Source organism: Grimontia marina (assembly GCF_900060185.1).
In the GTDB taxonomy this organism is placed as follows: Bacteria; Pseudomonadota; Gammaproteobacteria; order Enterobacterales; family Vibrionaceae; genus Enterovibrio; species Enterovibrio marinus.
This window is the reverse complement of the sequence record NZ_FIZY01000007.1, coordinates 1-20,039: the sequence shown is the minus strand read 5'-3', so window position 1 is coordinate 20,039 and position 20,039 is coordinate 1. Positions and strand designations below refer to the sequence as shown.

Genomic DNA, 20,039 nt, shown 5'->3' with positions numbered 1-20,039 from the left:
ACCTGATGCGAAGCTCATCATTCACTTTACCGCCCAGCAACTGATAGACAGGCTGATTAAGCGCTTTACCCTATCTATTATTTAATCTCAATCTTCAGTTTGTATTCACTGTGCTCACCGCGTCGAGCAAAAGGGCGGTATTGACCAATACGAATCGTATACTTACCGCTGTATGGCAGAATGTAAGCCCCTTGAGGGGTCAAGGATTCCGAATACTCAGACAAATCTACACGGTTTTCAATATGTTGGTTGAGAAGAATAAACCATAATTTAGTACTTTTAGTATCTAATGTCGCTTTTAATGCTTGACCTTTTTGAGCGTAAAAAACGTATTCATTGTAGTCGTAGCCTTGCACTTTTCCTGTGTATTCTGCACTGGTTGCCCCTTTTTTAAATTGCACATCTTGGACTTGATTCGTAGCTAATGCGGAGAAAGAAAAGAAACTTAGGAATAGCGTAAGAATAATAGCATTGACACGAGAGAATAATTTCATAGTGATATCCAATTAAGTTAAACCAGAGAGACGAATGCCTAATAGTGACGATACATTCTAATAGTCAGTGCCACATGTAATTTTGACAGCTCTTATAAGAGTTTTGTTCCAAGCTAACAAGTAATGGATACGCTGTTAGCTTAGAAGATAGCTTGAGTATTTGGCTATATGAAGCAGCCGTAGGAGGTATATCGCCGCTCTTTTTCAAGGACCCCAGTAGCCAAAGTAATACGTCGTCCCCTTTTGAACGTGCACGGTAATCCAAGAACCACATTCAATGGTTACATCCCCAGGCGTCACTTCCGCTTTCTGATATGGGCCGTGGGGCCATTCCTTCCCGTTGACGGTTAGAGGACCACACATGCCTCCATTGTCATCTTCTACAACGAGATATGTCTTTCCATCTGGCGATGGTAGGTACCGACCTCTCAGCTCATAGGTAGCATCTGGGTTCTTTTTTAGGTGACTATCGACCATCACCCCGACGACAGCTGCCACGAGGAAAAGGAATAAGAATAGTAAGTACTTTAATAACGTTTTCAAATGCTGACCTAATCACTGATTACGACACCAGAAATTCCATTGCCCAAGCAATCAACCCAGTCGAGGAAAGTGCGGTTGCAGATAGAGAGGAGTTAGCCTGATTCTGAAAAGTAGGGAAATCTCTTTCATCCTTTCACCAACAGAAAAGTTTAAAAACGAATACCAAAACCGTCTTCACTGACATCGTTCTCGTTAACGTCAAAGCCCTTGTCTTTGAGCTCCTTAACGATAGGGGTAATGGCTTCTTCCCATGCCTCATCTGTGTAACTGTATAGCTCGTACTTTTTGAGTGAGATATGAGCATGTTGACCGCCGAGTTGAGCGACCCGATTGATTTCGAAATAGCACAGCCTTCTTATATCTTCTAACACTAACTGTCTGCTATCCGCTGCCTTCTGCTTAGCACTGTCAGCTGATATTGGTTCGTACTTTTCATCTTCTACCACTGAGTCAGCTAATCGTTGAAGTATCTCTGTATTCAGAGAGTTACCTTTAGCGTCAGCATAGTTTTTAAGCTTTTCATGAAGCTCTTCTGTTAGACGAACTTTAAATTGAAGTGACATTTTCCGGCGTTTTCTAGCTTATTGGTGTTGACATGGCACCACGCTGGTTCTATCTTGTCAATGGAACCAAGTTGGTTCCATTGGTGATATAGGAGAAGAAAATGGACGTAATTTCAACGGCAACAATTAAGCCTTTCAGCCTGAGAATGCCGACAGAGTTGAAAGAAGTTGTTAAGAAACAGGCAAAGTCGAATGGTCGTTCGTTGAACTCAGAGATACTCGTGATACTTCGAAATTCAGTTGTTCGGGAGCGAGGGAATGAGTGAAACGCTAGAAATGAAAAACCCCAGTGCGGGAACACCGGGGCATGTACCAACTACACCGTTTAAGATAGGAGATACGCTATGAGTGTAATTCATAATTCCGAAACGACACAAGCCCCTGTGATTGCAGGAGTAGAGATAACGAAAGATACCGAGGGAAGGTTCAACCTAAACACGTTGCACAAAGCGAGTGGCGGCTTGAAAAGTAAAGGGCCAAGTTATTGGCTAGCTATTGAAGGCACGCGGGATTTAATTCAAACACTTAAGATCGATACCGGGATCTCGGTATCGCCTATTGAAGCTATCAAAGGAGGAGTCAATCAGGGCACCTTCGCCCACGAACTTCTCGCCATCTCTTACGCTGGATGGATAAGCCCCCGCTTCCAGCTTCAAGTTAACCAAGCCTTCCTCGACAGTAAAAAACTCCCCGCTCACGATTTCGCCCTCCCCACTACCTTCAAAGAAGCCCTAGCCCAACTGCTGGAAAAGGAAGAACAGCGCGAACAGCTCATGTTGGATAACAAGAAAAAGGACGAGGAAATCCACGACCTCAGAAACCTCTTTAAAAAAGGCATGACCTTACCCGCGCTTGCCAAGATGCTGAATGGCGTTAACGTCATGCAGATAAATGCCTACTTTCATGCCCGAGGGTGGCTCTATCACGATGGCCGCAGCTATCGCGTCGCGAGCTATGCCAGAGACCGCTACTTCACCGAAGCCATTAACGAGGTGAATCTTCACGGCAGGGAACCCTTTGTTATCCATCAGGTGGTACTGCTGAGAAAAGGCGCTGAAAAGGTCTATGACTTCTATCGACAGGGCGAGTTACCCATGAAGAAAAAATGGGACGGACGGTTTACCCATTTGAAGCTGGACACGTTTCAAGGAGGGCCTGTCGATGTCGTATGAAGAAAAAGAGCAACAGATTGATGTGCTCATCGCCCTACTCTCCTCTGGGCAACCGTTAGCGGAGTCTGTCACCGTATGGATGATTGGTGTCTTGGCTGATATGAAAAATGAACGAGGGCTTAGGATCGCGGTGGACAATGAGCGCGTATACCTTTAGGAGAAAGGGCTACATATGTAGCCCTTTTAATATCAACTAATGATATAATATACGCACTTTTATGCATAAAGGATAACCATGACAACCACCCCCCCTAAAAGCCGCATTGACTGGCTCATCTTCTTCCGCCGCGCAAAGAGCGTCGATACATTGGATTTAATGCTTGATGGCGCACTAAAGAAACTGGCGACGACCGCTGAAAAGGCCGATGCAATACTTGGTCATGAGGCAAGACTGGATGAGCTGGAAGGTCCAGCTAGATAGGTTCGAGAGCCCAAACACGTTGCGTTGGTCGGAGAAAGGCATGAAGGGCTCTCACTAACGATTAGAGCGGATTTAGCGGGAGAAGGCCAAACAAGGCGCCCGCTTTGCGTGTGATAAGAGTACACGATGTAAATGAGCGCTTTGTTATGCGGGAAATTTGGGGGAGAGCTAACACCCCACCCGACTTTTCATCTCCGCACTCTCTGTCACAACTGGTAGCTGGTAACCTACTCTCTCTTTCAATGCTTCTATGGATACCGCTTTCTCACAGTAATCAGTCGCCCTTGGCGTATCCTGGTCCATGATAAAGGCCACGCGTTGCGAATCCCTCTTGAACAGTTGTTGAACGAAGCCGCTACGCGGCAGAATGCCATCTTACCGCCTACGTTTCTCTCAACCCTGCCCATCGGCAGCAGACAGGAGAAACGCCATGAACCCGCAACAAAAACGGCACACGATCCAGCTGATGCTGCTTCACACGGCACATTCGACCTTACCGCGTGAGGCGCCCGTCAACATGCACACAACGCGATGTTGCCCTACGTGCGGGGAGCAGCGCTTGGTCTGTGTGGGCGTGGCACGACCGAGATAGCCGAAAGACAAACAGAATAAGGAGAATGGCGGCCATTTAGACGAAGGAGGCTAAGCGGGAGGATAGATAGACACACAAACACGTAACTCCTTGAAGTTAATCGATACCCGATAACTTCCTGGCTGCGCTCGCCTGTCAATCAGTGACAGGCCAACATCCACTCTGTGCTCATCCGAGCAATTTACTTAATAAGGTAGGGACGGGCTTGTTCAACACCCAAATAAAGTGTCGGCTGCGCGACACTTATTCATATTTGTTAGGTGCGTTAACCATTACTTTAAACAACCTTTGACCAAACTGTAGGCCAACGTTCAATTTTTTCTTTTGGAGAGAGGTTTTTGGGACTAATAAAAGCAGACGGTTTAAGAGAAAACTTTTTTGCAAAAATGGCTTTGGATACAGCACCTCTTGTTTCCCCTTTGCTGGTATTTGTAACGGCGACCACTTGTTTACAGTTGCTGCATTGCCAGAACGTAGCCTGTCCAGAGCCTTGCTTGAGTTGATTCATTTTGTTTCTGGGAGAAAATGAAATAGTACCATTTACATCTGAAAGGTAAGCTAGTTCGCGGGGCACGCAAAAGTCACAATCACAAGCACGAGCTTGATATTCATCAATTGGGAGAGGGAAACATACATTTATCTTTATTTCTCCACAATCGCATGTTGATGAGTAATTCATTTAATCCTTTCCATTTCCAAGGCACCTAACGCCGCCAACAGCGGCCGAGCGAAGCGAGGTCCAGCCCCGAAGGGGCGATGCTGATTGGCCTTGTTAACTGTTTGGCCATAATAGCTTCTCTACTTGATCATATTTCTCTGCGACTTTAAGAAATGGCTTCGCCCAACCACTACTTAAACTGACCTCTTGTAGGGGACCTGTGGGCGCAAACAGAACACTAACCTCAACTCGCTCCGGTAATGTATATGACTTTACCATGGTCAATAATTTTGTAATTTCTCTGGCTGCCTCATCTGAGTTTTCCCAGTAAGACCAACAAAAGTCGTTACCTGGAATTTTTACAAGCTCTATCACCGACTCCAATATATGAACCAAAGCCTCGTAAGGCTCTAACTCATTAATTGATCCGTGAAGTAACTCTTTAGTTCGATCTAATTTCATAGAGACCAACGCCCCAATAACCGGCGGCGCTTTGCGCCGTCCGGCCCCGAAGGGGCAAAGTTAATTGGCTTATTATGTATATTTAGGTATTACTATTCATTTATTATTCTGACGAGAGCTCCAAGGTGTTAATTTCATGGTCTTTTTGAGAGGTTCAATGACCGTATCACCTTTAGAATTAACAACCCATAGTATAGCAATGCCATTGTTAACTTCGCTTTGCAGTGTATATGTTTCTCCAGGTTGAATATTTAAGGAAAAGGTAAAATAGGATTCCCAAGAAGGTTCTATTGGGGCTAGCCAACTAATATTTGAGCTATAAATAACTTTTCCAACAACATCTTTTCTACCTGAAAAAACTTGATGGCCAGCATCAACTTTTCTCTCATTAAAACTATGTCTGAGTTTTTTGTTACCGATACTTTCAAAAGATAAACCATACCACTCGATTAAACGAGGCCCATGTTTTATCTCTTTGCTTGAGTTTTGCAAAGTGGCCTGTCCCTTTAAGGAGTCTTTAATATGATTTCCTTCACAACTACATAGTACAACTGTAATTAATATTATTGTAATTAAACGCATCTAAAATTATTTCCTCTAGATTTACTCAATTTTCTAAAACGACTTATTCTTAATTAAAGATTTATACCAACGTCGCAATAACGGGCGCTTATCAAACCGCCCAAAACCGCTTTAATACCTTGTATTCACAACACTTTGAAAAGCTGCCGCAGTGACAAAGCGTCCCGCGTTGATTGCCTTGTTATATGCAATTTTTAATGGCATCAAATTCTTTCGCTGCCATGGTTGGTATAAACTCCGTCACTTCATAGTCAGCCACATTCGAGATATAAAATGGATCTTCTTTTATTATCGAGTCCACTTCTGCTTTATTAATAGCATTTACAAGTATAACTCCTCCTGTTCGAGGAACTTTTCGCCCTGAAGCAATAAACTTACCTGCCGCATAATACTTTTCAAGGAATGTAACGTGAGCTTCAATATATTGATCAACTTCTGATAATTCCGCTTTGTATGTTAAGGATACGATAAACACTTAACTCTCCATTGCATATAACGTTCGAATAACGGGCGTTTACCAGCCCAACCTGACTGAAACGCCTAAATCACAGCATTTCTTTGAAAAAGTGCGCCACGAGTAAACGTCCCTCGTTCATTCGCTTGTTAGGTTTGTAGCTCAAGCAAGAGCTCATCCCCAGACCTTTTCACAACTTCAAAACCTAACCTCAAATACAGTTGCTTAGCTGGATTCGTTTCAATCACGCTTAACCCAACCTTAGATTTCGTTGTTGCCGCTTTAGCAATTAGGTTAAGAATTAGCTTACTGCCAATTTTCAAACCTTGAAACTCAGGAGAAATCTGAATTTGAACCAAATACCAATAGTTAAGTTCTTCGGTGTAAGTGGCTTTGAACAGCCCAACAGGCTTACCATCCAATTCAACGATTTTCGCATGAGAAAATTCAAAGCGTATTCGTTTTTCATATTCTTCAGCAGACGTTGGCATGCCTACTTCTTCTAAATACTGCCTCATCGTTTGATCACGTAATGACAGCAAAAAAGGAATATCTTCCTCACTCGCACGCCTAAGGGAAATATCCATGTTTTCTCCAAAAGCCTAACGCCCGCCTAAGGGGCTGGCAACGCATTACACTAAACTCAAACACAACAACTGCAACCACCGCAGCTCAATGGGACTGGAAACGCCGCGCGTTGACAGTCCCTCTTGAGGCGTTTGTTAAATTACAATTGCTTGTAGAAGTAAACTGTCGCTTCTAACTTTCCACTTGAGCTGCGTGCAAACTGAGGAATTTGTCCTGCCTCAGTGTAACCAACTGAACGATATAACAATGATGCCACATCACCAAGTCGAGTATCTAACACCAATAACTGCAACCCAATTTCTGATGCCGTTGATTCCATTAGTGACATCAGTTTCTTACTCACACCTTGACCACGTGAGCTTGTTTTAACCATTAGCTTTTCAACTTCGCCTCGATGTGAACCATTTGCTTTAGAACATAAGGAAAGCTGAACTGCACCGACTACTACATCATCATCGAGTGCAACAAATAAGCGTCGATTACCAGAACTTAAATCTGACTCCACGCCAGACCAATATGACTCGACTTCTTGATGACTGACTGGGGTCAAAAAACCAACCGAAGCCCCACTCTCAACGCAATCAATCAGCAAAGAAGTCAAATCATTTGCTATCTCGGAGGTTGAATTTATTTCCTTTATTTCCACCTAACTTTCCTTGTAATTTAACGCCTTGCTAAGCGGATAAAAATGGTTGGTTAAAATCGCGCAGCGATAACCAACTGTTTTTATTCCGTTTAAGCAACTTGTTAGCTGTAATTTAACCAACAAACCTTTGTGTCAGTTTGTATATCAATAATTTTATTGGGTTTGTAAGGTGAGTCTAAAGTGGCAATAGCAACTGAAACCCAATCAGGATACTGAGAACTACCCCCCCACTCCATACTTGAACCACAAACCTTGCAGAATTTACGCACAATACTGCCAGATGAATTGTATTCAGCTAGTGCAGACAATCCTGATATGTAAACAAGATCGTTCTTAGGCAAACTAGCATACGTTGCAAATGCAGCTCCATGCTGTTTTTGACACATCGTACAGTGACAATTTGAGGCCTTTTTAGGCTCACTTAGCAACTTATATTTAACTTCTCCGCAGAGACAACTACCTAAATACATAATGACCTTACAGCTAACGCTACCACCAAACCTAAACCATTGTGCCGTAAACACTAAATTCAAAGCAAACCGAAAATGCCAAGCGTTGGGAATCCGTCTTGAACGCTTTGTTATAAAGCAGATTTCCACTAAACGTTAATCTTGCCTTTTAGATAAAGAACACCTTTACCTGATAGAACAACAGTCCCGTCTGAAACACAGCACTTCACTACACCACCTCTTTTGGAGGCTTGGTAGGCAACTAAATCGGCTTTATCCAATTTGTCAGCCCAATAAGGAGCCAAACCAGAATGAATAGAACCTGTAACTGGGTCTTCGTCACCACCGTTTGCTGGCCAAAAGTAACGTGATACGAAATCATACTTATCGGATTTAGCAGTGACTACAACGTCTAACGGTGCAAGCTGTTTCAATTGCGCAGAGATATAAGTGATGTCCAACACTTCTTGCTCACTAGCAAAGACGGCAAAGTAGGCTTGCCTATTTTTGAGAACCTCTATCGGCTCGTTAGATAGTCCATTCAGTAGTTGTGTCGGGATTGTAGAAACAACCTCAGGTTTCTGGTTGGGGAAAGTCATTTCAATTTCATTCTGTGCATTGAGAATGACATTTAAGTTTCCGACTTCTTTTGTAATGAACTCGATTTGGTTTTCAGCACCGAACTCATTAAACAATACATGAGCAGATGCTAAAGTCGCATGACCGCAGAAATCCATTTCTGTCAGTGGGGAAAACCAGCGAATTTCATACTGATTAGCACCGACATTTTTTATATAGGCAGTTTCTGATAAGTTATTTTCAGCTGCTATATTTTGCATTAGCTCGTCAGGAAGCCAATCTTCGACTGGAACTACTGCTGCTGGGTTACCTTTAAACTGTTGAGCTGTAAACGCATCAACTACGAAAATATCCATTTCCAACGTATAAACTCCATTTGCTTTATAACAGTGTATTCAACACCAGAATGGGGCGATTAAACACACCATTTTGTCCAATAATAACAAGCCACTGTATCTTAAAAGTAGCTTTCCCTATGTTTTTAAAGCCCTTTCTCATAGTGCTAAAAATGGCCTTGTGAAAACACCCCAAAACGGCGTACTTCGGTATTATGCGACACCTTTTCATCAACTGAGTGTATCAACAGTGGAAAAGCACGTTTCGGATTACAAAAAGTAGGGTGAATAGGAGACTGTTAAACTCCTCATCAAAAATGATGCTGGCTCACTTTGGGGCATAAACGTGCCAGAACAGATCGGGCTGACACGAGTATGGACAGAAACCAGTTAGAGTTGAAGCACTAAACTGTTAAATTCGGATAACTACAACTATGGCGACGTTCGCCCTAACAAAACTGACGGGCCTACATCCACACCGTGCTCATCCGAGCAATTTACTTAATAAAGGACGGGCTTGTTCAACACCCAAATAAAGTGTCGGCTACGCGACACTTATTCTTATTTGTTAGTTTTTATTACGACATTGAGCTGCGGTTAAAGGCTGAACGAAGCAATCCAATGCCTGCAATAGTAAACAAAAATGAAGTAACACCATTTATCCATCGACTTGCACGTTGATACCAGTTCATAACTCTACTATATGAGAAGCATATTGAATACATACCATTTGTAGCAAACCCTACAATGATACAAACTACCAATCCTGAAATAACAGAAAAGATCCCGTCATTTGAATTCAAGCCAACAGAAAGTGCAGCCATCCAAGCGATTACTGTTTTAGGGTTAGAGATATTCATAATAACCCCACGTAAAAACCATTTTTTACCTGAAAAAGTTTCTTCAATCATTCCTACGTTAGTTGAATTAGGTTTCATACTTTCTTTAGCAGACAGAAAAGCAAGCCTTAATAGGTATAAACCACCAAAAACTTTCAGTGCCATTAATAAATAAACAGAACTTTGAAGAATAGCTCCCATACCACTTGCTGCAACAACTCCCCAGAAAACTAGACCAGTAGAAAGTCCCGCACCATAAATTAGGCTTGTCCTTCGACCTTTACTCATAGCGATGGTTGCATTGGAAATATTTGCTGGCCCAGGAGAAACAGCTATAACAAAAAACGCTATACCAATACTTAATAGTGAAAAAAGATCTATCACTTTTATTTCCTCTTTAGTAGATGCCCAACTTTACTAAAAACTAACAGTGTATTTAATACCAAAATGGGGCGATTAAACACACCACTGTGTCTACCAATAACAAGCCACTGTATCTTAAAAGTGGCTTTCCCTATGTTTTTAAAGCTTTTCTCGCAGTGCCAAAATTGACCTTGTGAAAACACCCCAAAACGGCGTGCTTCGGTATTATGCGACACCTTTGATTAAACTGTTTGTATTAACAGTGAAAATTCTGCCCAGATGACAAAAGTGTATCTAAGAAAACCTCAGACCCTTCCTACCCTCACCTAACAAAGCTACTTTCGACCATGGAGGTAGCTTTCCATGACGACTTGTTCCCGCTGCCAAAAAGCGCGCGCGGTTTCTTACACAACCTTTGAAGCATACTGCGAGACATGCAGCTTGGACGTTGCACTGACGCTACTTTCTGCCTGCCGGCTATCTGATAAAGCCATCGCCGCGCTTGTCACCGCTGGTTGGGATATCCCTATCACAACAGTCCGACACTACACCGCTACAGACATCGCCCTTGAGCTCGGAGTGTCAGCCCAAAAGGTGGGTAAAACGGCCAACGCGCATGGCATCAAGTGCGAAAAATACGGGGAATGGCGATTAGACCAGGCTGCCAATTCTCGTAAGCAAATAGAAACCTTTCACTACAACGACCAGGGCAAAAGAACCATTGCCAAACTCATACGAGGTAACGACCAATGACCGACTTCACAGGCTCAAACACGCCCCCTGAACATCGTGACAAATGGCGAACGCCACATACATTATTTAAGGCACTCGACAACGAGTTTCATTTTGCCATTGATGTCGCGGCCAGTGATGATAATCACCTTTGCGAACAGTACCACACAGAGAAAAGCTGTGGACTGAGCGCAAACTGGGATGCACCTGCAATGAGTTACGCCTGGTGCAATCCGCCCTACTCCAATATCAAGCCTTGGGTCGAGAAGGCAAGCCAACAAGCAAAACAAGGTATCGGTTGCGTCATGCTCGTCCCGCAGGATCAAAGTGTCGGCTGGTTTAAACAGGCCATTCGCCATTGTGCGGAAGTGCGCATTATCACCGGCGGTCGTCTTGCCTTTATCAATGCTGCAACGGGATTACCTGTCAAAGGCAACAATAAAGGGAGCCAGCTTCTTATCTGGCGTCCATTCAACGTCTACCCAGTAAACACCTGCTACGTTGACCGCGACAAGTTACTTGCATCACTTTCACATGCCGCATAGCAACAGGCTTAGCTCCTTCTTAGCGGACCGGGGCATCGACCCTAGTTACTGAAGATTCGAATGAGTATCAAAGAATATAATTAGGAGATAGCATGAGGTATGTAACTCTTAAAGAATGGGCGATACAAACCTTTGGCTTTGCCCCCTCTCCTTCAACTTTGGCAGCATACGCCAAAACGAAACAGATCCAGCCTACTCCTGTAAAATTTGGAGGGAAATGGATGTGTGAACCAAACGCTCGTTTTATTGGCTTATCAAAAGCTCAGAGTCAATCAATAAGCGATCCATTAGTTGCGAGAATATTTAAAGATGGCAGCTCGTCCACGCTCTCATAACATTACCATCGAAAACCTTTACCAAAAGCTAGATAAGCGGTCTGGGAAGGTATATTACCAGTATAGAGACCCTAGGACTGGTAAATTTCATGGCCTTGGTACTGACAAAAAACGCGCATTAAGTGTTGCAACAGAACTCAACAGACGGATTGCTGAACAACTGGTAGAACAATACCACTCTATATTAGAGACCAACCTATCTAACACTACGAAACGCAGAATCAGCACTGCTGAATGGTGTAAAAGATACATGTTAATCCAGCAAGAGCGCTTCGAAGATAAAGAAATTGCCATCAGTACGCTAAAGACGAAAAAAACAGCGATTAAAGTTCTAACGTCTCGCTGTAAAACTATCGGCATCAAGGAACTTGATACCAAAACACTCGCGAAAATCATTGATGAGTACAAAAAATCTGGCAAGGCAAGAATGGCTCAATCTCTGAGATCTGTTTGGATAGACTTGTTTAAGGAAGCTCAGCATGTCGGTGAAGTTGAAGCTGGCTACAATCCTGCACTTGCAACAAAGCCCCCTAGAGTAGAAGTAAAGAGGTCGAGGCTACGTGAAAGCGATTGGATACCCATCATTCAGTCAGCCAAGATAAACACGCCCATTTATGCAGTTCACGCCATGATGTTAGGACTCACTACCGGTCTTCGTAGAGAAGACATATGCGCTTTAAAGTTCAGAGATGTTCGCGAAGGATTGCTCTATGTAGCAACGAGCAAGTCAAAACGAAAAACTAAGCTGGCATTCCCTCTTGAATTGACGAACCCATTAGTTGGGATCAGTCTTGGTCAAATAATTAGCTTGTGTAGGCAGACTGGGGTTATTTCACAGTATTTACTTCACCACACAAAACCCGTTCAAAATGTCATTCAAGGGGATCGAGTGAACGTAAACACTGTTTCGCGGCACTTTGCAAAAGCTCGTGATCTGACAAAACTAAGCTGGGAACAAACGCCGCCAAGCTTCCATGAAATCCGTTCACTCGCTGAACGAACATATGAAAAAATCGGTCTAGATACTCAAATATTGCTAGGCCATAAAGACAGGCGAATGACAAATAAATACGCAGACTTGAGAGGCAGCGAGTACACCATAATCAAAATCAGTTAATCCGCCATGAGCATATTCTCTTCCTTTATCCTACCAAAGACTTTCTCACAGAACTCAAGAATCGTGACAATGTAACAATTTCAAAATTATATACATCCCTATCCTAATGTTCCTTGTGTATGTATGTAGTTTTGGAGGGAAAGTTTTGGAGGAATTTTGGAGGAAATTATTTTATATTAATTTTCAATAGTTTAAATATTCCGCCATGTGCTGCCCATACAGACAACGAGAATTTTCGGTTTGTTAGCTGACATTGGCACTCCATTCCCAATTCATTATCGACACTGTAACGAATCGAAGAATAGAGAGCAAAGTGAGTTAGACGTTAGATCGCGCTCTACAGGTTTTCTTCAAGAAAGCTGGTAAAGGTCGCCCAAGAACGCTTATCTGCGACTTCACGATAACGCGGTGACTCGAACACCGTAAAGGCATGAGGCGCGCCTGAGTAGACTTCGATCAGATACGGAATATCCGCTTCTTCCAGTTCCTCTGAAAGATCAGCTATATCACTCATTGGGATGCTACTGTCTGCCCCACCGTGAGAAATGAAAATGGGCGCCGTGTTTTTGGGATAGCTTTGGTCATTGGGCGTCGCCAGTCCACCATGGAACGTCGCGTAACCTTTGATCCCCGAACCTTGCCCTGACCGCGCCAACTCCAGAGTGGCGGCACCACCAAAGCAGTAACCAGCAATCACAACGTCCTCCGCGCCCATTTCACGTGCTTTATCTAAGCCCGCCAGAATAAGACCCCGCATTTTCGCCCTGTCTCTATAAAGCTTCCCCACTTCTTCTTTTTTAGCTTTGGTATCAACGGGACGGTTTCCTTGTCCATAAAGATCAATAGCAAAGGTGTTGTATCCCATAGAAGAAAGCATATCGACGCGTTTTTGCTCATAGCCTGTCAGTCCATCCCAGTCATGGATTAATATCACCGAGCCTTTAGCGTCTTGCTGCGCAGGCGCATAATATCCTTCCAAGGCGATACCGTTCGAGCTGTAATTCACCACTTCACCCGCCATCGCATTGAAAGAGAAAGCCAAGACTAGCCATCCTAACTTTTTCATCTTTTATCCCTCGTGGTTTTATACCCAAACGACCTGAAGATGATCGCACTGATGGCCTCCCTTCGGGCAAGTTGACTGACTCCGTGCGCTTTGTTGTTCCTTTTTGATGGAGAACACTACATCAAAAAGGAACGCCGCGATCACAGCGCCAGTCAATCTCGCTGAATCCTGCATCTTCAGGTTGTTTGGGTATACTCTGACTGATTGTAGTTGACCAATTTCTGTACGAACGCCAATACCAGAGCGATTTACTCAGATTTACACTCTTCCAATACAAGTGGGTTTTGGTATGTTGTGATCCAAGATTGCTGACCCATTTCAGCTGGTTCAATTGGAAAGGAAGAAAATCTAATGAGCGATGAGCGCTACAAAGCCCGACAACAAAAGGTAAAAGAACAAGTCGACGAGCGCGTTGCCGCTGCACAGATTGAAAAGGGTTTGCTGTTGGTGATCACCGGAAACGGCAAAGGAAAATCGACATCAGGATTTGGCATGATCACCCGAGCGACAGGTCACGGCCAGACATGCGGTGTCGCCCAGTTTATCAAAGGAACCTGGGAATGCGGCGAACGCAACCTGCTGGAAAAATGTGGCGTTGAATTCCACGTCATGGCGACTGGCTTTACCTGGGATACGCAAGATAAAGAAGCCGACACCCAAGCCGCACAGGAAGTCTGGCAAGAATGTAAACGTATGCTGGATGACCCAAGTTATGATGTCGTCATGCTCGATGAGATGACCTATATGGTGACCTATGGCTACATCGAGTTAGATGAAGTGATTGAAGCACTGGAAAACCGCCCGAGCGAGCAGTCTGTTATTATCACAGGTCGCGCAGCCCACCGCTCACTGACGGAGATGGCAGATACGGTTTCTGAAGTCCGTAATGTAAAACATGCCTTTGATTCTGGCATCAAAGTACGCAAAGGGATTGATTGGTAATCAGTCCTTGCTTACAAAGAACGAGAAGAAAGCCCGGCAAATGCTGGGCTTCTTAGTCTAATTGGAAGATAGCTCGTCACGAAAACAATCATGCTCATTACACAACATGGCATCAATGCTCTGCCAACCAAGTAAGCGCATCCACAATGCGGGAATCTGTCGCGGTAGTACCGGGCCCGGATCGACTTGCACGGGTGGCACCAATTGCCAAACCTGATTCTCTCCTTGCTCTGCAACCACGAAACTGAACGGGTGGTACATGGCCATACCAAGGCGTAAATCCGTAGCCGTTAAAACATCACCATCTTGTTCGTAGCGGACAAAGCCACGGGTAAAGTTTTCAAAATCTGCCATTAACTCCGGCTTACTTGGGAAACTCCAATCACCAAGCATCATTGGCATCCAATCAATGGTGGGGTCATCATCCAGCAAAGACGTTAGGCCTTCCCAGTATTTATCGTCATCCAACACGACGACACGCCAAAGCACAGTATTAAAAGGCGTTGGACCGATAAACACAGGCTGGTCTTCCAAGTGTGTCCCGGCAACATTTTCTTCCACCCTATCTTTCACCATACCAATCGCGACCAGCGACCAGGCGAGATAAAGAGTAGAAATAGCCAAACCCGCGCCACAGAGTTTGGCTGCGCGGCTGCGCCAGATAAACGCGGCCAATACAGTAACAAGCAAAGGAACCGTGTATAGCGGATCAATGATGAAGATACTGGAAATCGCTACAGGTGGTGAATCTAACGGCCAGAAGAGTTGAGTACCGTAAGTGGTGAACGAATCCAGAATTGGGTGAGTCACGAGAACGGCGGTGAATAAGGCCCAGAGTTGCCAAAGAGGCCACTCTTTAGCAAAGAACCGCTTCCAGAACACAGCTAAAACAGCCGCGAGAGGGAACAATACAAACAGGGAATGGCTGAAGCCCCGATGTTTAATCATATTGGAAATCGGGTCGCCATACTCCAGCACCACATCCAGATCCGGCACCGTACCAAGCCCGGCACCGGCAAGAAGTACTTTCGGAGAGCATCGCTTTCCAGCAACCAAACCAGCCACTGCAGCGCCAAGGGCTGCCTGAGAAATAGAATCCATGAACGTTCGTTTTCCTATAAAGCTCTTTCTTGCTCAGAAGGCTGATTCTAACTCACCTTCTGCCCAGGTGAAGCAAATATACCCAAACGACCTGAATAAAGCTTCATGCCTGAGTCAATGGCAGCCAAAAAGAAAGCCGCATATTTTCATGCGGCTTTCCTATTGCGCGTTGGGGCTGATCAGTTGAAAAGACCTTTCAGCAGTTTGTCTGTCGCCTCTTTCACTTTGCCATCTCCAGCTTTATCACCAAGCAACTTCTTAAGGCCACGCTCAGCTTCTTTACGCGCTTTCTCTTCCAACACTTTATTGCTTGTTAGCAATGCCTTCACATCAAGGTTGTAGCTAGGTGCCGTCCAAGTACCATCAATTTTCACTGGGATAGTGACATCTTTTAGCTCGTCGATGTCCCTGCCGCCTTGTCCTTTACTGGTACCGACGACAGAGACAAAGACTTCAAAGTCGAGGTCTTCTTTCACTAAGTTGGTTTGCCCTTCACTACGAACGCGTAACGCTGGCGCTTCCATTTTCATGTTGCGGGTCGAAGCGATACCTTTTCCAAGATTGAAAGTCGCTGTCAGCGCACTGAAGTCTGTTTTACGGGTTTCTTCGACGTACTCAGCACGTTGGCCTTTCAGCGTTGCTTTCGCTTCGCGGATCATTTCGGGTATGTTGACACCATTGATTGCTCCGTCAGCGAAATTAATCGCGATGGTTCCAGTGATGCCTGTACGTAAACGTTTTTCAGACAGGCCGACGCCACTGACATTGGCATCAATACTGCCTTTACCCGCCAGCATATCCTGACCTGCCGCAGCCAACAGCAGCGGCTGAACATTGACGTTCCGGATACCTTTCTTAACCTGATAACGCGCAGGGGAAACCGTCGCATCAAGTTTGCCTTTAACATTAATCGTGCCACCGTAAAGCTTGGCGTCGAACTGCTTAACATCAACCTTGCCACGGTTAACCGCAAAGTTTGCAATTACGTCCCTCACTTCTACATTATTGGCGACGAAATCATCAATGGTGATTTTACCTGCAATATCCAGCCCTTCCAGCGCAGAGAGATCAGGTTCTACATCGCTGAGCGGTTTTTTCTCAGCAGGCTTTTCTGCGGCGCCGCCTTGCGAGCCACCAGATGCTGCTGGTTTGTCTTCTGCTGCAGTTGTATTGCCACCTGGGAACGTATCCAGGTTGATTTTAGGGCTGTGAACATCAAATCGAATGGCTGGAATACCGGCCAGTGCAACCGATGCTTTACCATCAAAGTTCAGTTCGTCGACTGCCGCTTTCAGATTTTCCAGAGATAGTTTTTGGGCCTTGTTATCAAAGGCCAAATCGCCACTCATGCTGATTTTCATTTCAGGGCGAGGCAGCGACTTTCCAGCAACAGTGGCATTCAGTTCCAGTGCTTTTGCGGTGATAAGGGAAATAGCTTCATCGACTTCCAGTGTAGCTTTGCCTTTGGCATCAAACGACATGTCGTTGGATTTACCCTTGGCTGCAAAATCAAACACCATAGGAATTGCAAGACCTAAGCGATCTGCATTCAGCGTGAAGCTTTCAAGTTGTGTCGAGGCATCATTGGCGCTGGCTTCCAAGGCGAGAGTGCGAAGCTGAGATTTCATGATCTCTTTGTCGATCATGGCTTCAGCATTGCCCTTGGAGATAAAAGCCAGAGCATCCTGTTTGCCCACCACATCAAATTCAATTGGCACCCAAATACCGGTTTCAAGTTTACCGATCGTCAGGTTCAGCGAGCTGATTTCACTACTGGTGTGCGTTTTGTCGTCTCTTACAGTGGCGCTGGCATCCAGCAGTTCCAGGCCACCGATTGAAATCGCCCAAGCTTTAGCAGGTTCATCAGCCGGTACGGACGCACCAGGGGTCGGCTGAGTCTTGTTCTCTGAAGAAGTAGTTTCTGTGTTTTGCTCACCGCTCAAGCCATCAAGGTTGCTCACGCCATTTGGCAGGGTTTGGATAAACACATGTGCACCATGCAAACTAACAAGGCCGATATCCAGCGTGTCAGAAAGTAGTGGAATGACAGCGACGGACAACTCAGCCTTACTCAGTTTAAGCATATCCGGCTCCGCAAAGCCTTCTGGGTTTTTAAACGCCAGTCGTTCAACGGACAAACCCAAACTTGGCCAGAAACGCCAGCTGATATCGCCGTCAATGACCAACTCACGGCCCGTTGCTTTTTTCACTTCATCAGCGATCATGGGTTTGAAGTCATTGGGGTTGATGAATGCAACGATGGCACCAATAGCCACCACTACCAAAAGCACCAGTCCAATTAGAATGTAGAGAAGCTTTTTCATGATGATGTACATTTCCTTTTTAGATGCAATTGAGAGTAACTAACCACAAAGAAAATTTCTGCATTAAATCCAACAATTTCAGCCGTTTTCCATGCGCCCAGGTTCTGCACCTCTAGGGGCTGTTGACCTTTGGTGATGATTTTTGCAGCAGTTTGTGGGGATTTTATGCAAGGCAGAGGCTTCGATGTGTAGCTAGCCTACATGAGAAGCCGATAACGCAGCAGAAATTCCCCACAAACGCTGCCCGAAGGGTTCGACTGCGCGTCCCGTACTCTAAGGGTTTTATGCTTTGTTGAGGTGTATTTGCATAGAATGACTAGGCGGCACACACCTCGCCGCGCCTAAAACGCTTAGAGCGAGAACAAAATTTAACCACCAAAGATCAACAGCCCCTAGGGTCTGTTGACCTTAGTCCTCATCAATCTTCGAAGCGACTGCACCTTGTTGATTTTTATACTTGGCATTTTGTCTTTTGTGATAAGGACGGTCCGCCGGGCTACTCATGGTTTCAAAACTCAGAGCTCCAATCGGCATGCCCGGTCGAAGTGCCAATGGCAGTCGTCCACTGTTATAAAACTCCAGTACGATCTTACCCTGCCAGCCCGGATCAATGCGGTGGGCTGTAACATGCACCATTAACCCAAGCCTGGCTAAAGAAGAACGTCCATCCAACCAACCTACAATATCGTCTGGTAGAGTCACTACTTCATGGGTCACCGCAAGCGCCAATTGCCCGGGATGAAGATAAAATGCATCGCCATCGGCAATCTCTATTTCATCACTCATTACTTTATCAAGCTGCGCTGACACTTCTTCGCGAGGGCCAGACAAATCAATAAACGGCGCACCATGTTCACTAAAGACCCGAAACTTGTTCCCCAAGGTCACATCAGCCGTAACACCAGAGATGGCTTCATCTGCGGGTCTCGGCTCAATGATGATCTTGCCATCATCCAGGTACTCCCTGATATGTTTGTCACTCAATCTCATTGCGCATTCCCTCGATAAAATGGACTTTGTTTGTTTTTAACCAACTTCAGGTATAAAAAAAGCCGGTCAAAACCGGCTGTTCTTTCACGCTTTCAGCAATTTGGCGATGTGTGCCTTGAGCACATCAATCGCTATTCGGTTCTTACCGCCGCGCGGTACGATAATGTCCGCGTATTGTTTTGATGGTTCAATGAACTGCAAGAACATTGGACGAACGGTTTGCTGGTACTGTTGAAGCACAGTTTCCATCGTACGACCACGCTCTGCTACATCACGCTTCACGCGGCGAAGCAGACAGATATCCAATGGGGTATCCATGAAGATGCTCGCATGCATCAGATCACGGAGACGTGGGTCAGTCAGCAGAAGAATACCTTCAAGAATAATAACCTTCTTCGGCGTCAATCTAGTCGTTTCTTCCATGCGGGTGTGTTCCGCATAACTGTATTGAGGGACCTCAACTTCGTTGCCTTCCATCAGATCTTGCAGGTGCTTACACAGCAAATCGTGGTCCAGTGCCTGAGGATGGTCATAGTTGGTTTTTACACGCTCTTCCATGCTGAGGTGACTTTGGTCGCGATAATAGCGGTCTTCCGTGATAACACCGATCTGGTGATCGCCAACTTTCTCTTTTAGTTCTTGATAAATAGTACTAGCGATCAGACTTTTACCGGATGCAGATGCGCCTGCAATACCGATAATGACACATTGGTTGTTGTCACTCATAAATGAATACCCGGTGAATTGGCGATAAATAAACCGCATGATTATAGGGAGTTGAACTCCCTCATTCCATCTAAATATGTGACAAACATCTCAATTAAAAGTAAGGTGCGCATTGTTTCATCACTATGCATAGGATTTGCGCGCCAATTCTCGCTCTGACTATATACCCATATATGGTCTCCTCCTAGTTTGCAAGACGACAGGTTTGATTGAAGGGACAGGTTTGCTTTCATATATCCGGCCTGTTTGTGAAGCGTTGCTTCTGGCCTTGATGAGACTTCGCGCATACTGGCCTTATCAAACAATCGGCTTCTAGAGCCTCGGGTATAGCCAGGGTTTCAGTATGCCGGTCTGACCTGTTTTCATCTTGCCTGTTGCCTTCGCAACCTTGGTGTGATTTCCTTTTGTTCTAATGCTTTCT

The 20,039-nt window shown here is 45.0% G+C and carries 27 protein-coding genes and 1 pseudogene; 10 read left to right on the top strand and 18 right to left on the bottom strand.

Features of this window, described 5'->3' with window-relative positions; all coding sequences use genetic code 11:
* Positions 1-77: 77 nt before the first annotated feature.
* The 3 genes from GMA8713_RS05295 to GMA8713_RS05285 all read right to left on the bottom strand — a co-directional run bounded on the left by GMA8713_RS05295 (position 78) and on the right by GMA8713_RS05285 (position 1,600).
* Positions 78-494, bottom strand: coding sequence for a hypothetical protein (locus GMA8713_RS05295; RefSeq protein ID WP_062706552.1), 417 nt, complete (start codon positions 492-494; stop codon positions 78-80).
* 204 nt (positions 495-698) lie between these two features.
* Positions 699-1,037 (bottom strand): hypothetical protein, encoded by a 339-nt coding sequence (locus GMA8713_RS05290; RefSeq protein WP_062706550.1) that lies wholly within the window; start codon positions 1,035-1,037, stop codon positions 699-701.
* A 149-nt stretch (positions 1,038-1,186) separates the two neighbouring features.
* Complete coding sequence (locus tag GMA8713_RS05285; RefSeq protein ID WP_062706548.1) at positions 1,187-1,600, bottom strand: Arc family DNA-binding protein; 414 nt, start codon at positions 1,598-1,600, stop codon at positions 1,187-1,189.
* 101 nt (positions 1,601-1,701) lie between these two features.
* On the opposite strand from GMA8713_RS05285, the gene GMA8713_RS26575 reads away from it, so the two are divergent.
* The 4 genes from GMA8713_RS26575 (at position 1,702) to GMA8713_RS05275 (ending at position 3,193) form a co-directional block, all read left to right on the top strand.
* Positions 1,702-1,866 carry an Arc family DNA-binding protein gene (locus GMA8713_RS26575; RefSeq protein ID WP_084387659.1) on the top strand — a complete coding sequence of 55 codons (165 nt, stop codon included), beginning with the start codon at positions 1,702-1,704 and terminating at the stop codon, positions 1,864-1,866.
* Positions 1,867-1,944: 78 nt separating this feature from the next.
* Positions 1,945-2,772, top strand: a complete 828-nt coding sequence (locus GMA8713_RS05280) for a KilA-N domain-containing protein (RefSeq protein WP_062706546.1) — start codon at positions 1,945-1,947, stop codon at positions 2,770-2,772.
* Positions 2,762-2,929, top strand: a complete 168-nt coding sequence (locus tag GMA8713_RS27255; RefSeq protein ID WP_157515492.1) for a hypothetical protein — start codon at positions 2,762-2,764, stop codon at positions 2,927-2,929. The genes GMA8713_RS05280 and GMA8713_RS27255 overlap by 11 nt, the downstream gene beginning before the upstream one ends.
* A 78-nt stretch (positions 2,930-3,007) precedes the next feature.
* Complete coding sequence (locus tag GMA8713_RS05275) at positions 3,008-3,193, top strand: hypothetical protein (protein WP_062706544.1); 186 nt, start codon at positions 3,008-3,010, stop codon at positions 3,191-3,193.
* 168 nt (positions 3,194-3,361) lie between these two features.
* Here the strand turns inward: GMA8713_RS05275 and GMA8713_RS27250 are convergent, their stop codons facing one another.
* Positions 3,362-3,508, bottom strand: coding sequence for a hypothetical protein (locus tag GMA8713_RS27250; RefSeq protein ID WP_157515490.1), 147 nt, complete (start codon positions 3,506-3,508; stop codon positions 3,362-3,364).
* Between the two features lie 124 nt (positions 3,509-3,632).
* Between GMA8713_RS27250 and GMA8713_RS28735 the strand changes: the two are divergent.
* Positions 3,633-3,785, top strand: a pseudogene (locus tag GMA8713_RS28735) (IS91 family transposase); the annotation flags it as partial.
* A gap of 277 nt (positions 3,786-4,062) precedes the next feature.
* Here GMA8713_RS28735 and GMA8713_RS27245 read toward each other — a convergent pair.
* The 9 genes from GMA8713_RS27245 to GMA8713_RS05235 form a co-directional block, all read right to left on the bottom strand.
* On the bottom strand, positions 4,063-4,464 hold the full coding sequence (locus GMA8713_RS27245; protein ID WP_157515488.1) for an aldehyde-activating protein: 402 nt from the start codon (positions 4,462-4,464) through the stop codon (positions 4,063-4,065).
* A 93-nt stretch (positions 4,465-4,557) separates the two neighbouring features.
* Complete coding sequence (locus GMA8713_RS05265) at positions 4,558-4,905, bottom strand: hypothetical protein (protein WP_039850525.1); 348 nt, start codon at positions 4,903-4,905, stop codon at positions 4,558-4,560.
* Positions 4,906-5,001: 96 nt separating this feature from the next.
* The gene (locus GMA8713_RS05260) at positions 5,002-5,487 is read right to left on the bottom strand and encodes a hypothetical protein (protein WP_062706540.1); all 486 of its coding nucleotides are present in this window, start codon (positions 5,485-5,487) and stop codon (positions 5,002-5,004) included.
* A gap of 181 nt (positions 5,488-5,668) precedes the next feature.
* Positions 5,669-5,962 carry a YciI family protein gene (locus tag GMA8713_RS05255; RefSeq protein ID WP_062706538.1) on the bottom strand — a complete coding sequence of 98 codons (294 nt, stop codon included), beginning with the start codon at positions 5,960-5,962 and terminating at the stop codon, positions 5,669-5,671.
* 128 nt (positions 5,963-6,090) lie between these two features.
* Entirely contained in the window at positions 6,091-6,528 is a 438-nt protein-coding gene (locus GMA8713_RS05250; RefSeq protein ID WP_062706537.1) for a GNAT family N-acetyltransferase, read from the bottom strand.
* Positions 6,529-6,668: 140 nt separating this feature from the next.
* Positions 6,669-7,175, bottom strand: coding sequence for a GNAT family N-acetyltransferase (locus tag GMA8713_RS05245; protein ID WP_062706535.1), 507 nt, complete (start codon positions 7,173-7,175; stop codon positions 6,669-6,671).
* Between the two features lie 101 nt (positions 7,176-7,276).
* Entirely contained in the window at positions 7,277-7,645 is a 369-nt protein-coding gene (locus GMA8713_RS28580) for a GFA family protein (RefSeq protein WP_157515495.1), read from the bottom strand.
* Positions 7,646-7,773: 128 nt separating this feature from the next.
* Complete coding sequence (locus GMA8713_RS05240) at positions 7,774-8,565, bottom strand: PhzF family phenazine biosynthesis protein (protein ID WP_198159452.1); 792 nt, start codon at positions 8,563-8,565, stop codon at positions 7,774-7,776.
* Between the two features lie 551 nt (positions 8,566-9,116).
* Positions 9,117-9,761 (bottom strand): LysE family translocator, encoded by a 645-nt coding sequence (locus GMA8713_RS05235; RefSeq protein WP_062706530.1) that lies wholly within the window; start codon positions 9,759-9,761, stop codon positions 9,117-9,119.
* A gap of 342 nt (positions 9,762-10,103) precedes the next feature.
* On the opposite strand from GMA8713_RS05235, the gene GMA8713_RS05230 reads away from it, so the two are divergent.
* The 4 genes from GMA8713_RS05230 (at position 10,104) to GMA8713_RS05220 (ending at position 12,469) form a co-directional block, all read left to right on the top strand.
* Entirely contained in the window at positions 10,104-10,493 is a 390-nt protein-coding gene (locus tag GMA8713_RS05230) for a hypothetical protein (protein WP_062706529.1), read from the top strand.
* Positions 10,490-11,017 carry a phage N-6-adenine-methyltransferase gene (locus GMA8713_RS05225; RefSeq protein ID WP_062706527.1) on the top strand — a complete coding sequence of 176 codons (528 nt, stop codon included), beginning with the start codon at positions 10,490-10,492 and terminating at the stop codon, positions 11,015-11,017. The genes GMA8713_RS05230 and GMA8713_RS05225 overlap by 4 nt, the downstream gene beginning before the upstream one ends.
* Positions 11,018-11,109: 92 nt before the next feature.
* A complete protein-coding gene (locus GMA8713_RS26565; RefSeq protein WP_084387657.1) occupies positions 11,110-11,352 on the top strand; it encodes an excisionase in 243 nt (80 codons plus the stop codon).
* Complete coding sequence (locus GMA8713_RS05220; protein ID WP_062706525.1) at positions 11,327-12,469, top strand: phage integrase Arm DNA-binding domain-containing protein; 1,143 nt, start codon at positions 11,327-11,329, stop codon at positions 12,467-12,469. The genes GMA8713_RS26565 and GMA8713_RS05220 overlap by 26 nt, the downstream gene beginning before the upstream one ends.
* Positions 12,470-12,806: 337 nt before the next feature.
* Here the strand turns inward: GMA8713_RS05220 and GMA8713_RS05215 are convergent, their stop codons facing one another.
* Entirely contained in the window at positions 12,807-13,535 is a 729-nt protein-coding gene (locus GMA8713_RS05215; RefSeq protein ID WP_062706523.1) for a dienelactone hydrolase family protein, read from the bottom strand.
* Positions 13,536-13,886: 351 nt separating this feature from the next.
* On the opposite strand from GMA8713_RS05215, the gene cobO reads away from it, so the two are divergent.
* Positions 13,887-14,477, top strand: coding sequence for a cob(I)yrinic acid a,c-diamide adenosyltransferase (gene cobO, locus GMA8713_RS05210; protein WP_062706522.1), 591 nt, complete (start codon positions 13,887-13,889; stop codon positions 14,475-14,477).
* Positions 14,478-14,534: 57 nt separating this feature from the next.
* Here the strand turns inward: cobO and GMA8713_RS05205 are convergent, their stop codons facing one another.
* The 4 genes from GMA8713_RS05205 to udk form a co-directional block, all read right to left on the bottom strand.
* Positions 14,535-15,578, bottom strand: coding sequence for a metal-dependent hydrolase (locus GMA8713_RS05205; protein WP_062706520.1), 1,044 nt, complete (start codon positions 15,576-15,578; stop codon positions 14,535-14,537).
* A 179-nt stretch (positions 15,579-15,757) separates the two neighbouring features.
* Entirely contained in the window at positions 15,758-17,902 is a 2,145-nt protein-coding gene (locus tag GMA8713_RS05200) for an AsmA family protein (protein ID WP_062706765.1), read from the bottom strand.
* Positions 17,903-18,310: 408 nt separating this feature from the next.
* Positions 18,311-18,892: a dCTP deaminase gene (gene dcd / locus GMA8713_RS05195; RefSeq protein WP_062706513.1), complete on the bottom strand. Its 582-nt coding sequence runs from the start codon at positions 18,890-18,892 to the stop codon at positions 18,311-18,313.
* Between the two features lie 84 nt (positions 18,893-18,976).
* Positions 18,977-19,618, bottom strand: a complete 642-nt coding sequence (udk, locus tag GMA8713_RS05190) for a uridine kinase (RefSeq protein ID WP_062706763.1) — start codon at positions 19,616-19,618, stop codon at positions 18,977-18,979.
* Positions 19,619-20,039: the final 421 nt, after the last annotated feature.

What these genes read in the sequence shown, in the direction of transcription:
- cobO (WP_062706522.1), top strand. Translation starts at nt 13,887, where the DNA reads ATGAGCGATGAGCGCTACAAAGCCCGACAACAAAAGGTAAAAGAACAA.
- dcd (WP_062706513.1), bottom strand. Translation starts at nt 18,892, where the DNA reads ATGAGATTGAGTGACAAACATATCAGGGAGTACCTGGATGATGGCAAG.
- GMA8713_RS05215 (WP_062706523.1), bottom strand. Translation starts at nt 13,535, where the DNA reads ATGAAAAAGTTAGGATGGCTAGTCTTGGCTTTCTCTTTCAATGCGATG.
- GMA8713_RS05225 (WP_062706527.1), top strand. Translation starts at nt 10,490, where the DNA reads ATGACCGACTTCACAGGCTCAAACACGCCCCCTGAACATCGTGACAAA.
- GMA8713_RS05275 (WP_062706544.1), top strand. Translation starts at nt 3,008, where the DNA reads ATGACAACCACCCCCCCTAAAAGCCGCATTGACTGGCTCATCTTCTTC.
- GMA8713_RS26575 (WP_084387659.1), top strand. Translation starts at nt 1,702, where the DNA reads ATGGACGTAATTTCAACGGCAACAATTAAGCCTTTCAGCCTGAGAATG.
- GMA8713_RS05230 (WP_062706529.1), top strand. Translation starts at nt 10,104, where the DNA reads ATGACGACTTGTTCCCGCTGCCAAAAAGCGCGCGCGGTTTCTTACACA.
- GMA8713_RS28580 (WP_157515495.1), bottom strand. Translation starts at nt 7,645, where the DNA reads ATGTATTTAGGTAGTTGTCTCTGCGGAGAAGTTAAATATAAGTTGCTA.
- GMA8713_RS05280 (WP_062706546.1), top strand. Translation starts at nt 1,945, where the DNA reads ATGAGTGTAATTCATAATTCCGAAACGACACAAGCCCCTGTGATTGCA.
- GMA8713_RS05250 (WP_062706537.1), bottom strand. Translation starts at nt 6,528, where the DNA reads ATGGATATTTCCCTTAGGCGTGCGAGTGAGGAAGATATTCCTTTTTTG.
- GMA8713_RS05265 (WP_039850525.1), bottom strand. Translation starts at nt 4,905, where the DNA reads ATGAAATTAGATCGAACTAAAGAGTTACTTCACGGATCAATTAATGAG.
- GMA8713_RS05220 (WP_062706525.1), top strand. Translation starts at nt 11,327, where the DNA reads ATGGCAGCTCGTCCACGCTCTCATAACATTACCATCGAAAACCTTTAC.
- GMA8713_RS27255 (WP_157515492.1), top strand. Translation starts at nt 2,762, where the DNA reads ATGTCGTATGAAGAAAAAGAGCAACAGATTGATGTGCTCATCGCCCTA.
- GMA8713_RS27245 (WP_157515488.1), bottom strand. Translation starts at nt 4,464, where the DNA reads ATGAATTACTCATCAACATGCGATTGTGGAGAAATAAAGATAAATGTA.
- GMA8713_RS05205 (WP_062706520.1), bottom strand. Translation starts at nt 15,578, where the DNA reads ATGGATTCTATTTCTCAGGCAGCCCTTGGCGCTGCAGTGGCTGGTTTG.
- udk (WP_062706763.1), bottom strand. Translation starts at nt 19,618, where the DNA reads ATGAGTGACAACAACCAATGTGTCATTATCGGTATTGCAGGCGCATCT.
- GMA8713_RS05200 (WP_062706765.1), bottom strand. Translation starts at nt 17,902, where the DNA reads ATGAAAAAGCTTCTCTACATTCTAATTGGACTGGTGCTTTTGGTAGTG.
- GMA8713_RS26565 (WP_084387657.1), top strand. Translation starts at nt 11,110, where the DNA reads ATGAGGTATGTAACTCTTAAAGAATGGGCGATACAAACCTTTGGCTTT.
- GMA8713_RS05295 (WP_062706552.1), bottom strand. Translation starts at nt 494, where the DNA reads ATGAAATTATTCTCTCGTGTCAATGCTATTATTCTTACGCTATTCCTA.
- GMA8713_RS05285 (WP_062706548.1), bottom strand. Translation starts at nt 1,600, where the DNA reads ATGTCACTTCAATTTAAAGTTCGTCTAACAGAAGAGCTTCATGAAAAG.
- GMA8713_RS05260 (WP_062706540.1), bottom strand. Translation starts at nt 5,487, where the DNA reads ATGCGTTTAATTACAATAATATTAATTACAGTTGTACTATGTAGTTGT.